Genomic DNA, 14,571 nt, shown 5'->3' with positions numbered 1-14,571 from the left:
CCCTCCGATTACCTATAGGGGTATTTCATCATTTATAAAAAGGTTCAAATCATGTATCTCTGTACTATACGACTTTACCTTCCCATGCTAACATACCACCTACCATATTAATTGCTTGAAAACCGTAGCTCTCTAAAAACTGAACTGCTCGTGCACTTCTTCCGCCAGAACGACAAACGATAATATACTCTTTCTTTTTATCCAACTCATGCATACGAAACTCTAATAGTCCTAGTGGAATATTACACGCTTCTGGAATTTTCCCTTCGGCTACTTCTTCTACTTCACGTACGTCCACGATATTTACTGCTTCTTTACGTAACAATTTTTCTTCCAATTCTTTTACTGTCATTTCTTTCATTTTAAATTCCCTCCTCACAAACCATTCATACCGCCTGAAACATTGATAACGTGCTGAAATCCTAATTTCTTTAATACCTTTGCTGCTTGCTTACTTCTCATCCCGCTCTGACAAATAACAATTACTTCCTTATTTTTATCTAACTGATTTGCCTTACTCGCTAACTCATTTAGTGGGATATTTTGAAACCCTTTCATATGATTCCCTCTATACTCACCTACTGTACGTACATCGATAAATTGTTTATTCTTTTGCCCCATCATACGTTTTAAATCTTTTCCTGAAATATTTTTTACTCCTCTAACTGGTAAGAAGCGAGAAATAATAAACCACGATACAAGTACAATTAAGATTACATTCAATATTGTCTTTACATCCATAAAACTATTTAAACTCCTTCTATGCCTTTTTCCCGTCCAAATATATACTATAGCTTTGAATATGGAACCCTTTCTTTCTTAAAAAACGAACACTTAAATTCCGATCCACTTTATTATGAACAATAAGATGCAAAGGCTTATTTGGTATTTCATGATAATACCGTTTTAAATACGCATACGGTATACACATAATTCTAGAAGTGTTATCACTGTGACTCTCTGTATAATTGCGTACATCTACAACAACACTTTCCATTTTCCTTACTTGTTCTAACGAAATATATGCAACATTTAAAACCGGAATGTAACGTTTTACTAAACTTCCTAGCATCGATACTATTAGAGATATAACTATATAAGACATATATGATTATCCTCTTTACTTTCAATAATAAGCAGAGGATGTAATCTTCCACTTATTATTGAACCGCTATGCTTTCTTGATCCAGAACTTTAATTCACCAGATTCTTCCGTGTGTTTTAACACTTCATGACCGCCTTTTTGTGACCATGCTGGAATATCTTTAATCGCACCTTTATCTGTTAAGTGTACTTCTAACACTTCCCCCCGATTGTAATGCTTCCATTGCTTTCTTTGTTTTTACAATTGGCATTGGACATGCTAATCCTTTTACATCTAATACTTCTTTCACTTTCATCTTGTTTGCCTCCTATTTTTATAATTAAGCTTTCTTAATCCAGAACTTTAATTCGCCTTCTTCTTCTGTATGCTTTAACACCTCATGACCGCCTTTTTGTGACCATGCTGGAATATCTTTAATCGCACCTTTATCTGTTAAGTGTACTTTAACACTTCCCCCGATTGTAATGCTTCCATTGCCTTCTTCGTTCTTACAATTGGCATTGGACATGCTAATCCTTTTACATCTAATACTTCTTTCACTTTCATCTTATATACCTCCTATTTTTATTACATTTGAAATCGAATTAATTATGAACAGCACAACGGTTTGGACCAATCTCCATTTCACGCTCTTCGTCTTGACTTGGATTTAATCGCCCCATATTTGTTTGACGAATTTCTTGATATGCATTCGGTTGAGGTGGTAAATTCTCCGTTACAACTTTACGAAACTCTCCCTCATCCTCAATATTTAATCCTGCATTATACGCAAATAAATCTTTTAATTTAGTACTAACAATACCACTCTCGTCCATTTCACTTATTTTTGAATAATGAGCCGGTAACACAACTAAGTTTTGAGATAGTTCTTTATATCTGCTATACAAAGTAGTACGTAAATCACTTACCCAATCTTCAGCTTTCCCAGCAAGGTCTGGACGTCCAATTGAATCTACAAATAAAATATCACCTGATAATAAATAGGAATCATCTACAATAAATGACGTACTTCCAATCGTATGCCCCGGTGAGTATAATGCATCAATTTCAATTTCAGTACCCCCCACCGTAATAACAGATCCTTCAACAAGTGGTTTATATGAGAACACAACTTCCTCTGCATCTTTTGGCGGTAACCAATACGTACCACCTACTTTTTCCGCTAACTTACGTCCGCCAGAAATATGGTCTGCATGTAAATGTGTATCCATTACATTCGTAATCGTAACGCCATGCTCTTTCGCAAACTCTTCGTACGCTTCAACTGTTCTTACTGCATCAATAACTGCTGCTTCACCGTTTGAAATAACCATATATGATAAGCAACCTTTTCCAAGACGGTTAAACTGATACATACTTCCGCCATCTTTTAAATCTCCCACTTTTATAGGCTTTACATATTCACTCCAAGCCTTCATACCACCAGATAAATAGTAAATATTTTCTAATCCAGCCTCTGTTAATTGCTCTGCTACAAATATAGAAGACCCTTCTTTTGCACATACTACTAAAACATCTTTATCTTTAGGTAGTTCACTGACAATACGATCTACACCCTCTAATAAATCAAAGTACGGCACATTCATTGAAGTAACTTCTTTTCCTTCAATTTTCCAACCTTCATAATCCGCCTCATTACGAACATCTAAAATAAACAACTCTCCGAATAAAACTTTCTCTGCAACATCTTTTGCTTGTAATGCTTTAACATTCATCTCATTACCCCCGTAGGTATATTTTTATTTAAAAAATTTTATTTTTCCACATTCCCTTTCCACTCTAACATGCCTGGGATGACATTTTTCACATTTGCATAACCTTTCTCTTTCAACATGTGACAAGCTACATCACTACGGTTACCAGTTCGACAAACGACGTAAATTTGCTTCGTCTGATCTAATTCCGCACTACCAAGTTCGCCTAATGGAACTGAAATAGCCGATGGAATATGACCAAAAGCGAATTCCGCCGCTTCACGAACATCTACTATAATACACTCTTCACCACTTAATACTATCTCTTCCAATTCAGCATTCGTAATTGTATGAGGATATTTCACAATTTCATTCACTTCATGCTCGTTTGCTTTCCTAACATAATGCACCAATACATTATCCTCGTGTTTCGTCCCGATATATTGATGTCCTACTTTACCCGCCCAACTTTTTATATCTACCGTAGATCCTTTATCTGTTGCCTGAACTTCAATCACTTGCCCTGGTGCTAATCCTTCTATCGCCTTCTTCGTTTTCACAATCGGCATCGGACAAGCCAACCCTTTACAATCTAAACTCATATCCACTTTTATATTCATAGTCGATTCCTCCATAATTTATATACATATACCTGTAGGGGTATATTGAAATGTTTTTGAAAATCTGTCAACAATTATGTCTGACAGATTATCGGCTTTTTACAAGTAATTGAACAGCTTCTTTAATTAACTCTTCATTTGAAGCATTACCGCTTTCAAACTGCTCACGCAAACATTGCTCTAAATTTGTCCCAACAACAAGTCCAATTGTACGATCAAGTGCAGAACGAGATGCCGTTAACTGTGTAATAACCTCTCGGCAATCTTTTCCTTCTTCCATCATACGAAGTACACCACGAACTTGACCTTCAATACGTTTCAATCTATTTTTCATATCTTGATTATATTCCATCCTATAATCACCTCATTACCATTATGTCACTATTTATAACCTATGACAATATATTATACCCTATAGGGTATTTTGTAAACCCCTATTTTTAATATTTATCTTATATGTTCACAAAACAAGAAGTGAAACCTTACTATATAGGCTTTCATCTTCCACCAAATTTTGAAGTGGAAGATGAAAAAATATTAATATACAACACGTTCTGGTACTACTGTTCCGTATAATTTAAAGCCACCATCTAAGTTCTTTACCTTATATCCTTTTTCCATTAACATGCGCGCTGCAACATACCCTCTCATACCAAGTTGGCAAGTGATATATATTTCTTTGTCCATTGGCACTTCATCCAATCGATCACGTAATTCATCTAACGGAATATTAATAGAACCTTTCATCATTCCTTGTTTGAGTTCATTCGGCTCTCGAACATCAATAAGATACCCACCATTTTCAACAATACGATCTATTTCATGCCATTGTACTGTGTCCACGAAACCATCTACTATATTACTTGCTGCATACCCCACCATGTTTACTGGGTCTTTTGCAGAAGAATAGGGCGGGGCATATGATAATTCTAAATCCGGCAAATCGATTACAGTTAAGTTTGCCTTCATTGCCGTTGCGATAACATCAATACGTTTATCTACACCGTCACGCCCTAACGCCTGCGCCCCATACATTTTTCCGCTTTCTTTATTAAAAATTAATTTTATTAGCACTGGCGTAGCATTCGGATAATATCCTGCATGCGAATTCGCCTGTACATGTACTACCTCATAGGGTATATTTAATCGTTTTAATATTTTCTCATTTACTCCAGTCGAAGCAACTGTTAAATCAAAAACTTTAGCTACAGAAGTTCCCATCGTACCTTTATATAAAGAATCTGTATGGCCATGAATAATATCTGCTAACATGCGACCTTGACGATTAGCTGGCCACGCTAAAGGAATCATTGTCTCTGTTTCTGTAACAAAATCTTTCACTTCAATCGCATCACCAATTGCATATATGTGCGGGTCCGACGTTTGAAAACGCTCATCTACCTTTATCGTTCCTTTAACTCCTAGTGCTAACCCTGCATCCTTCGCTAAACTACTCTCTGGTTGCACACCAATTGCTAAAATAATCATATCTGTCTTTATGATTGAACCACTTTTTAAACGTACAACAGTCCCGTGCTCTTCTAACGCATCTACACCGTCTTCTAAAACAAGCTCAACATTGTGATTTCTCATATGTTCATGTACGTATGCTGCCATTTCATAATCGATTGGTGGCATTACTTGATTCGCCATCTCTACAAGAGTAACATCAATTCCTCGTTCTCTTAAGTTTTCAACCATTTCCACTCCAATAAATCCGCCACCAATAACCGTCGCATGACGTGGTTTCTTCTCATCAATATACGCTTTTATACAATCTGTATCAGGTACATTTCGTAACGTAAACATCGCCTTCGCTTCTTCAATACCCGGAATAGGTGGAACAATTGGTTTTGCCCCTGGTGAAAGAATTAAAATATCATATTCCTCGTTGTATGTTTCATTTGTAGTTACATTCTTTATCGTAATTGTTTTCTCTTCTTTATTAATCTTTACTACTTCACTCAATACACGTATATCTAGATTAAAGCGCTTTGACATTCTTTCAACAGTTTGTACTAATAACTTTTGTCTTTCTGTAATAACACCGCCAATATAGTATGGTAAGCCACAATTTGCAAATGAAATATATTCACCGCGCTCCACCATAATAATTTCATCTTCTTCACTTAAACGACGAAGCCTTGCAGCTACTGATGCCCCGCCAGCAACTCCGCCTACTACAACAATTTTTCTAGACATATTTCAAACCTCCATGTTATTTATTATTTGATTTCCTCATGCATTAAACAAAAACCTATACCTGTATGGGTATATGATAGAGTATAAAAAATTTAATTTCAATCAATATGGCTTTCTTTCACAAATTTGAAACAAATAAAGTGAAACTTTAATCATCCCTCACCAATCGGGCTTTTACGGACAGTTAATCCCCCACCTAACTTCTTTGCTTCCGCTGAATTTTGAGGTGGGGGTCTTACTGCCCGGCAAATAGCGAGATAAAAAAGAACTTAGATATCTCCAAGTTCTTTTACGTATAGTTCTATAACTTTCTGTACGATTAAACCAATGTATAAATACGTGTTTTGAAAATTTAAATACACCTGTATTTAAATTTTCAAAATCAATAGCTTCTTCACATAAGGTTAGATCCATTCCACGTAAAATTCTTTAATGCCACAACCTGAGAAAACGAATCCCAATGGACTCTTTTTCTACAATGATATATTTATTTTTTTCGTTGCACCTCTATCATTAATCATAACCATCTGTATCTCGTTATTTGGCAAAAATACGATATATTTTCCCGTTCTCACATTCCTCCAAATAACTTTTCCTTCTTCGTCTGTTTTCCCTATTGAGATCCCAATTTCTTTACTGGGTTCAGGTGATTCGTCTTTCATAAGTATAATTTCAAAATCTTTTATTGGCTGTTTTTCTTTATTTTTTACGTGAAAAGTTACAGAATTAACAACCTTACTAAACTTCTTTTCATTATTTGCTATAGAACTAGACATTATGATTATGACCAGTACACAACATAAAATCCATAAAAGCTTATTATATTTATTCAGACCATTTTTTAAGATTATTAAAAACATCGTCTGTCACCCGGTTTCCAGAATTCCAAGAATTACTTCCTACTGTATGGGTAGCTATTATTGTTACACCCGTGCGAGAATAGTCATGATATACGGGTGCTCCACTTTGACATCCATAAGTGTCCATCCTATATGTTAAAATTCTAGGACTAGTGCCTTCAATTGGTCCATAATCTGTCCACATAGTATATTTTTCATTTCCTACTTTATCACACGGATACCCTGGAACTACTGCGAGTAACCCCTTTGGAGACTCTACATTAGTAGTTCTATATCCTAACCACCCTGTATAATCTCCAGGAGATCCATTTAATTTAATGGCTCCATAATCAAATTCCGAATCTCCATCATCAGTCCATCCACTTACTGAATAAAGCTTTGTCCAACTATAAGGCAAATACGGTGCTTGGTTTCCATTTCTACCAGGAGTCACAATAACATTTTTTGCCCATCCACCAAGCTTTTTATTGTAAACACAGTGCCCAGCTGTAAATACTGTATCTTTACTAATTAGCGCTCCTGTACACCCATAAACCTCTTGTCCATTAAATTGAATTACTATGTGTACTATAGCCCTATAAGGATACAAAGTTGTATCAGTAACTCTAATTCGATCATCTCTTCCTATTATAGAATGTGTAAGGATATTAGATGGATAATTAAAATTACTGTCTCTTAATAAGTATCCCCAATCTTCCCCACCATGTTTACGCCCTTCAAATGAAGGTGAAACAAGATCTTCTCCCCTTCGATCATTACTATACAAAGATTGTTCTTGAAAAAGTACACGTTCTCCCTCATTTGAAACTGATGTCCACGGTACATCTTCTGCATACACCTTCTGATTCACCAAAAATACTATACAAAAAAAGATAAAAAGAACACCAAAACTATAAAGAGCCAACCTACATCTTATAGAAATAAAGCTATACAACATAACTTACCTCCTATACAAATGATAGCGAACAATTGAAGATCCCTTTATAAATTCTAGTTTTTCTTTTTTTAAAAGTCACACAATTAGTCATATTCTTTACTCTGCGTTCAAAAATCTGTCTCATTAAAGTTTCACCATATTACATAAATCCATAACCTTTTTCACAATCAACTCCGCAGTATTCTCTCCCGGTGGCATTAACAAATTTGTAACTGTTCCATACACAATAGGACTTAATTCTACTTCATATCCGCCATATGCATATTCGTCTTTTGTCGGTAAATAACCAAGATATCCGTTCATATATCCACCAAAGAAAGCCAATTCATTTTGAAGGCTCTCTTTCATTTCTAAGGCAGTTTCTGAAAAAGGTTCCATCGGTATACCTGAAAACATACCATCATTAACTTGAAACAGTTGCACTTCTAAATCAATACTTAACCGCCGAATACCTTGCCTATATTTCTCTAAAACGATAGTAAGCCATTCTTCCGTATTTACGCCCCACTGCTTCTCAGCTAATCGAGCCATGCTTCGTATCTCATCAATTTCAGGAATATCATTCAACTTCATTTGCACCGTACTTGAAACTGTCCTTAAATTTAAAATTGGGCTATATGTAACTGCTGGCAACATCGTTAATATATGTCCACTAAGTATGTAAGCCATTTGTTTTAACGCTTCACTTGAACCGCGATACTTTGCATTTACATTACCAGCAGCTCCTTGCACAATAATAACAGGACAGTTTACGATTTTCTCAAGAATCTCTCTCGTCATTCCAGGATAATCTGCTGATAATACATCGCTATCACCTTTTAAAACATTCGGATGCGCAGTACAAAATACTAAAACCCCAGATAACTCCTTCGTTTCAGCATCTCTTATTGCTAACATACCAATTCGTTTATCTACAACACCATCTATATTTGTTCCCATCTTCGCTTTTCCATCAGATGTTCTCTCTCTTCGATTGACCCCAATATCACCTGTCGTAACACTCCAGCCAACTTCACATCGCTTCAAGTTTTTATTAGCAGTAACAGCACCTTGCACCACATTATTTACTAAAATCGTTTTATACGACTGTACGAGCGAATTATCACCGACCGTTTCTGGACCAGAGTGGGTATGTGTATAAACAACTGTTATTCGCTCAAATGGAACATGAAGCCTACTTGCTACTCGCTCACGAATCATATTCGTATCTTCTACTAACATTCCAATATTATCAATACTTATAAACACAGTTTTCATTTCATCTTTTTCAAATACAAAAACTGTCCCATAAATACGCTCTTCAATATTATTTATTCCTGTCTCTCTATGATATCCGACAAAATCAATACCTACAGGCGGCGTAATATCAACCTTGCATACCCCTACTTTTCTCATTTTAATCGCTCCATTTCTCTATATAACTCCCTTTTTTCAAGAATAGCATATTTTTCCTATTTTAAATAAAAAAGAACGGACACAGTATCCTATGTCCGTTCTTCCCCTCACACATACTTCCGATGCACCATCTTCCCATCATAAGAAAACACAACGCCCTTACTCTCCACAATGGACTCCATATGCACCGTTCTTCCCCATAATTGATGAAGATATGGCAGTACTTTTTCTAAGTATTTTAAATCGAGCTCGATTCCTTCGTAACTATGTTTAATGTACAATTCTCCGTTCTTTAAGTAGTCTCCATCTTCTACTACTAAGTACGGGAATCCGCCATTTGTACGCATATTTACAAGCTGATCGCGTACATGTTCCCACTCTTTATCTATTACTTTATATTCTTTTCCTTGGCGCTGGAATAAGTACATATCTTCTCTCATTACGAGGTCTTTATTTAAGTAGTTTCTTAAGAACGATACGTCCCACTCAATTTCACGTACTTCAAAAATTTTGTCTCGACCAGATCCTGGTTTTACACCGCGTCGTTTCATTTCTTCTGTCGGGTTGTTGTAGCGCTCCTCTATATCTTCAAACATTTTAATACCGAGGTAGTATGGGTTAATGCTTGTTTTTGATGGTTGAACTACACCTGCATTAAGCTTTGCAAATTCAATCGCTTCAGAAGATGTTAAGTCCATTTCACGGAGTATGCGTTGATGCCAGAAGGAAGCCCAGCCTTCATTCATAATCTTCGTTTCAAGCTGTGGCCAGAAATATAACATTTCCTCGCGCATCATCGTTAATATGTCGCGCTGCCACTCTTCTAGCTCACGGCTATATTCTTCAATAAAGAGGAGTAAATCTTTTTCTGGCTGCGGTGGGATTTTCTTCTTTTTATGCATATTAGGTCGTTCCCTCTTTTTGTTTCGATCATCTAAATTCCATAAATCATCGTACTGTGATATCTTCTTCTTTTCTACATCCTCTTCTAAATCTCCAATACTCCAAGCAAGTTTCGGACGCATAAGCGATGGATCAATATGTTCTTGAATGGCAAGTACTGCATCCAAGAACGTTTCTACCTCTTCTCTTCCATACTTATGTTCATACGCCTTCACACGATCTGCTGTCGCTGCCATACTCTCCACCATATCGCGTTTCGTATTAGAGAAACGAATATTATTTTTGAAGAAATCACAGTGCGCTAAAACGTGCGCTACAATTAATTTATTTTGAATTAAAGAATTCGTATCTAATAAAAAGGCGTAACATGGATCAGAGTTAATAACGAGTTCGTATATTTTACTAAGACCTAAATCGTATTGTAATTTCATTCTGAAAAACTGTTTTCCAAAACTCCAATGTGAAAACCTCGTCGGCATCCCATATGCACCGAATGTATAAATAATTTCCGCTGGACATACTTCATAACGCATCGGATAAAAATCAAGCCCAAATCCAGTCGCAATTTCCGTAATTTCCGCAATCGCATATTGCAGTGCTTTATCGTCACTTGCTCTCATTATTTTCCCTCCTTACACTTTCCCTTAAGAAAGTGTATGATGAAGAACAAGCTTTCATGAGGATTGATTGCATAATAAAAAGACACCCCCGCAAAAACGAGAATGTCTCATCTATTAACCTTCAATAATCTCCATCTTCTCCGTAATCGGAGTACGAACTTTTCCTTCTGGCGCTTTATCGAAATAGCCCAGGTGAAGAATTCCAACGATACGTTGACCTCTTGTTAAACCGATTCCTTCTATAAATAATGGATTGTAGTTTAATCCGCCTGATTTCCAAACGCAACCTAATCCGCGTTCCCAAGCAAGAAGTTGGAAGTTTTGCATAAATGCACATGTTGCAGCGTAATCTTCATCACGTTGAATTTGACGCGGATCTTCATTTATATATACAACGATTTGTGCAGGCGTGTTTAAGAAACGATCTGATAAAATTTTACCGCGTTTCGCTCTTTCTTCTTCTGTGAAAGAGTTTAATACTGCATCTACTAATTTCTTGCGGCCTTCTCCGATGTATAGTTTACAATTCCATGGTTCACGGTGCTTATGATTTGGTGCCCATGTTGCATCGTTTAATAGTTCAATTAATAGATCTTTTTCTACTGCTTTGTCTGTAAATGTACGAACAGAGCGCCTTTCTTTAATCACATTAGCGATGGAAGTATATGTAGTCATATTTATCTCTCCCTTATTTTTATCTATATGTATAATTTTATCTTCATTATTGATATTGATTTTCAATTTCGATTATACCTTAGTTTTTTACTATTAATCAATGTTTTATGTTGGAAAACTCCTAAAAACGTCATTCCATGCTGTGAATAAAAAAACTTAACTTGTTCACAAGTATTTAACATTTTATGGAAATGATATGTGTACAGTTTTCCACACTATCCATCTAGGAGGAGTTTACATGTACAAAAAAATCGCGGTAAGTATGACTATGACAGCATTATTATGCGGAGCAATTATCTTCCCGGCTTCCGCTGCCACACCGAAAGAAGTAACAATGCATCACCATAAACCAATTTCAGAAGAAGAAATGCAGTCGCTAGAAAAGCTCGGCTATAACAAACATGAAATTTGGAAAGCTGCTCACATTGCAAGAATCAGTAAACAAGAAATAAAAGATGTTTTATCTTACTATAAGCAAAATAAATCTTGGGAGAAAACAGCCGAGCATTTCGGTGTAGATCCAAGTAAGCTGAAAAAGCATCATATGAGTAAAGAAACAAAGCAAGCACTGCTACAACAGTTAGCAACTATGCAAAAATCCACACCGGATCAGCTAAAGCAAAAAATGAAAGAATATAACATCAAATTGCGTCATCTTACTGTGTTAACAATCATCTCTCAAAAAAGCAATACCCCTCTTGATGATGTATTAAAAATGAAAAAAGATGGAATGGACATTAAACAAATTGCCGAAAAATTAAATGTAAAAAGAGAAGATATACGAGCGGAAATGATGAAATTAGTGAAGTCTATTAAAGAACAAAAAACAAATTAAAATGCTAAAAAGGAAGAGCCATTCACCACTCTTCCTTTTCTTTATGAACTTTCAATTTTTAAGTATAAATTCCCGTCTTTCCCAAAAACTAACACAAGTAAATGATGTAAGTTAGGGGTGAGAAAATGTTCGGTTTATCATCTAAGAAATCAAAAAAGACTAATACAAAAACACTTTGTTCTATCCCAGAATTTATACAAACCATGAAAGAATCAAGCGATTTTGTCTCTTATAACATACTTAAAGATGAAACGTTGTGCTTATTTTATTATAAATCTGTCGTGGAAGCACTTATTATTAAACAATTCATTTTAACTCCTATAAAAAAGGAATCGGAACAAATCCAAAACATCTCTGATTTATGTAATATCGTCTCTATTGAAGACATTATTACCTCCCCTTCTATTGATGATATTCGTGAAAAATTATTAGGTGGATATATTTTAATACGCTTAAAAAACAATTCGAATCCTGATCAATATGCTTTAATTCGTGCCGAAAGTACTGTTTTAGGAAAACGATTATATAACGATACAGAAAATGAGTATAGCGTAATCGGGCCTAAAATCGGTTTCGTTGAAAACCTTGATACAAATATCCACTTATTACGCCGAAATATCGTAACGGAGCAACTCATTTTTAAAGAAGTTACCGTCGGATCTATATCAAAAACGAAAGTAGCAGTTGCTTATATAGAAGGAATTACAAATGAACAATTTGTCAACACCGCACTTCAACGGCTAGAAGACATTGACTTTGATGTCCCATTTGATTCAACTATGATTGAGCAATTTATTAGTGATAATAGCAATTCACCTTTTCCTGTTCTATTACCTACAGAACGATTAGATCGAGCTGTATTTGCATTAATTAACGGGGAAGTTTTAATTTTAACAGATGGCTCTCCATATGCTTTATCAGGACCAACAACGTTACTGGATTTTTTCATTTCACCAGAAGATTATTATTTACCGTGGATGATTGGATCGTTCTTTCGTATTATTCGTTTTTTCGGAGCTATATTTTCTCTTTTTTCCTCCGCTATTTATACAGCGGCTTTAACATATCATTATCAAATGATTCCTGCCGATTTACTAGGTCCTATTATTTTCTCGAGAGCTAACGTACCTTTCCCTCCTATTCTAGAAGCACTCTTTTTAGAAATTACAATTGAATTGCTTCGTGAAGCTGGAGCGCGTTTACCGACAAAAGTCGGACAAACGATTGGGATTGTTGGGGGGATTGTAATTGGACAAGCATCTGTTGAAGCAGCTTTAACAAGTACAATTTTATTAATTGCAGTTGCTTTATCCGCCCTTGCATCTTTCACAACACCGACTGTAAAGATGTCTTCTACTATCCGGTTGTTACGCTTTCCGCTTATTCTTTTAGCTGGTGCATTCGGAGGATTAGGCCTCGCTGTCGGATTTGTATTTATTTTAGCTCATTTAATTAAATTAAAATCACTTGGATCACCTTATTTATTACCTTTATATCCATTTCGTGGTTTAGGTACAGCAGAAGGTTTTCTTCGATTACCATTTAGCCAAACGGCTCAAAGACCTTCTTTTCTTAGACCAAAATCAAAATGGCGCTACAATCCAAACAAATCGAAGCAAAAACGTGATGGTGAGAATGAATGAAGAAAATTTTATTGCACCTTATCATTATCTTCTTCGTTTTACAAACTGGCTGTACACAAACGTATATAGTGGATGCACAGCGTATTATTCATATTGCTGGATTTGACATCACAAAAAACAAAGGATTCCAAGGAACTATTCTGTTCCCAGAGTACACACATGGTGTAAAGTCTAAGCCAGAGACTCAAACAACATCTGCCCGTTCACTTGAAACAATTGCTTCACGATTGAATGCGAAATCTCCTCACAATGTTGTTGTAGGTCAAATGCGTGTCGTCCTATTTGGAAAGGCTCTAGGAGAACGCGGAATGGGAGAGATTATTACTAACTTACAACGTGACCCAAATATCGGGCGTGATGTACAACTAGCAATTGTAGATGGATCGGCTGAAGAGCTTTTAAATTACGGAAAAAAAAATGGGTCTTTATATATTGCTGATTTACTCGAGCAAAATATAAGAAATGAGAACATTCCACAAACTGAATTAAACATTTTTTTATATAATTATTACTCTTCTGTATGTGATGCCTATGTTCCTTATATTAAAATGGACGATAATCATTCCGTCGCTGTCAAAGGACTTGCCTTTTTAAAAGGCGATAAAGTCGTCATGTATACGGATAAAAGACATTCTGTTTTAGCAAAATTACTTATTAATCCTACGAAAAATGGACGTTACGAAGCAGCAATAAAAAAGGATAAGCATAAAGGTATGGTTGTTATACAAAACTTAGCCGGAGAAAATAAGTATGATATAGATCAAACTGGCGACATACCAAAAGTAAAAATCAATTTAAAATTAAATGGATTAATTAAAAACTCTCCTAATTGGATTGATCTAAGAAAAAAAACAAATATCAATTATATAAAAAAACAAATTGAACGAAATGTCGAAAAAGACTGTGAAGATTTAATAAAACAATTTCAAGAAAAGGAAATTGATCCGTTAGGAATACGAGATGAAATTAGAAGCCATACGAGAAAATGGAATATAAAACAAATTCGAAATATGTATAAAAATGTAGCGGTAGATATAAATTTAGATCTTAATATTGTACAATCTGGAATCGGAGAATAGTGA

Annotated in this window: 15 protein-coding genes and 2 pseudogenes; 3 read left to right on the top strand and 14 right to left on the bottom strand. The window is 35.5% G+C overall.

Going from position 1 to position 14,571, the window contains the following annotated elements:
- Window positions 1-64: 64 nt before the first annotated feature.
- From MR169_RS15865 to MR169_RS15795, 14 genes and pseudogenes are all read right to left on the bottom strand, one after another.
- The gene (locus MR169_RS15865) at window positions 65-361 is read right to left on the bottom strand and encodes a rhodanese-like domain-containing protein (protein WP_000661816.1); all 297 of its coding nucleotides are present in this window, start codon (window positions 359-361) and stop codon (window positions 65-67) included.
- A 14-nt stretch (window positions 362-375) separates the two neighbouring features.
- Window positions 376-741 carry a rhodanese-like domain-containing protein gene (locus MR169_RS15860; protein ID WP_000382694.1) on the bottom strand — a complete coding sequence of 122 codons (366 nt, stop codon included), beginning with the start codon at window positions 739-741 and terminating at the stop codon, window positions 376-378.
- 19 nt (window positions 742-760) lie between these two features.
- Window positions 761-1,105, bottom strand: coding sequence for a hypothetical protein (locus MR169_RS15855; protein WP_000120509.1), 345 nt, complete (start codon window positions 1,103-1,105; stop codon window positions 761-763).
- Between the two features lie 66 nt (window positions 1,106-1,171).
- A pseudogene (locus tag MR169_RS15850) lies at window positions 1,172-1,400 on the bottom strand (sulfurtransferase TusA family protein).
- 24 nt (window positions 1,401-1,424) lie between these two features.
- Window positions 1,425-1,579 (bottom strand): annotated as a pseudogene (locus MR169_RS15840) (sulfurtransferase TusA family protein).
- A 110-nt stretch (window positions 1,580-1,689) separates the two neighbouring features.
- Complete coding sequence (locus tag MR169_RS15835; RefSeq protein ID WP_242319646.1) at window positions 1,690-2,820, bottom strand: MBL fold metallo-hydrolase; 1,131 nt, start codon at window positions 2,818-2,820, stop codon at window positions 1,690-1,692.
- Window positions 2,821-2,858: 38 nt separating this feature from the next.
- On the bottom strand, window positions 2,859-3,434 hold the full coding sequence (locus MR169_RS15830; RefSeq protein WP_001999122.1) for a sulfurtransferase TusA family protein: 576 nt from the start codon (window positions 3,432-3,434) through the stop codon (window positions 2,859-2,861).
- A gap of 73 nt (window positions 3,435-3,507) precedes the next feature.
- A complete protein-coding gene (locus MR169_RS15825; protein WP_000456205.1) occupies window positions 3,508-3,771 on the bottom strand; it encodes a metal-sensitive transcriptional regulator in 264 nt (87 codons plus the stop codon).
- A 185-nt stretch (window positions 3,772-3,956) separates the two neighbouring features.
- Entirely contained in the window at window positions 3,957-5,621 is a 1,665-nt protein-coding gene (cdr, locus tag MR169_RS15820) for a CoA-disulfide reductase (RefSeq protein WP_242319645.1), read from the bottom strand.
- A gap of 473 nt (window positions 5,622-6,094) precedes the next feature.
- Window positions 6,095-6,481 (bottom strand): DUF2606 family protein, encoded by a 387-nt coding sequence (locus MR169_RS15815; RefSeq protein WP_000478585.1) that lies wholly within the window; start codon window positions 6,479-6,481, stop codon window positions 6,095-6,097.
- Window positions 6,447-7,418 (bottom strand): trypsin-like serine peptidase, encoded by a 972-nt coding sequence (locus tag MR169_RS15810; RefSeq protein WP_000966972.1) that lies wholly within the window; start codon window positions 7,416-7,418, stop codon window positions 6,447-6,449. Before MR169_RS15810 ends, MR169_RS15815 begins: the two co-directional genes overlap by 35 nt.
- Before the next feature lie 123 nt (window positions 7,419-7,541).
- The gene (locus tag MR169_RS15805; RefSeq protein WP_242319644.1) at window positions 7,542-8,813 is read right to left on the bottom strand and encodes a neutral/alkaline non-lysosomal ceramidase N-terminal domain-containing protein; all 1,272 of its coding nucleotides are present in this window, start codon (window positions 8,811-8,813) and stop codon (window positions 7,542-7,544) included.
- Between the two features lie 107 nt (window positions 8,814-8,920).
- Window positions 8,921-10,336, bottom strand: a complete 1,416-nt coding sequence (spoVR, locus tag MR169_RS15800; protein ID WP_016117191.1) for a stage V sporulation protein SpoVR — start codon at window positions 10,334-10,336, stop codon at window positions 8,921-8,923.
- 114 nt (window positions 10,337-10,450) lie between these two features.
- Window positions 10,451-11,011: a nitroreductase family protein gene (locus MR169_RS15795; protein WP_242319643.1), complete on the bottom strand. Its 561-nt coding sequence runs from the start codon at window positions 11,009-11,011 to the stop codon at window positions 10,451-10,453.
- A gap of 238 nt (window positions 11,012-11,249) precedes the next feature.
- Here MR169_RS15795 and MR169_RS15790 point away from each other — a divergent pair, with 238 nt between their 5' ends.
- The 3 genes from MR169_RS15790 (at window position 11,250) to MR169_RS15780 (ending at window position 14,568) form a co-directional block, all read left to right on the top strand.
- Window positions 11,250-11,846: a hypothetical protein gene (locus tag MR169_RS15790; RefSeq protein WP_000276998.1), complete on the top strand. Its 597-nt coding sequence runs from the start codon at window positions 11,250-11,252 to the stop codon at window positions 11,844-11,846.
- A 125-nt stretch (window positions 11,847-11,971) separates the two neighbouring features.
- Window positions 11,972-13,489: a spore germination protein gene (locus tag MR169_RS15785; protein ID WP_242319642.1), complete on the top strand. Its 1,518-nt coding sequence runs from the start codon at window positions 11,972-11,974 to the stop codon at window positions 13,487-13,489.
- Complete coding sequence (locus MR169_RS15780; protein WP_000722243.1) at window positions 13,486-14,568, top strand: Ger(x)C family spore germination protein; 1,083 nt, start codon at window positions 13,486-13,488, stop codon at window positions 14,566-14,568. Before MR169_RS15785 ends, MR169_RS15780 begins: the two co-directional genes overlap by 4 nt.
- Window positions 14,569-14,571 lie beyond the last annotated feature (3 nt).

This window comes from Bacillus cereus group sp. BfR-BA-01349, from assembly GCF_022663795.1.
In the GTDB taxonomy this organism is placed as follows: domain Bacteria; phylum Bacillota; class Bacilli; order Bacillales; family Bacillaceae_G; genus Bacillus_A; species Bacillus_A cereus.
Note: the sequence above shows the minus strand (reverse complement) of the source record. Positions and strands in the feature narration are given on the sequence as shown.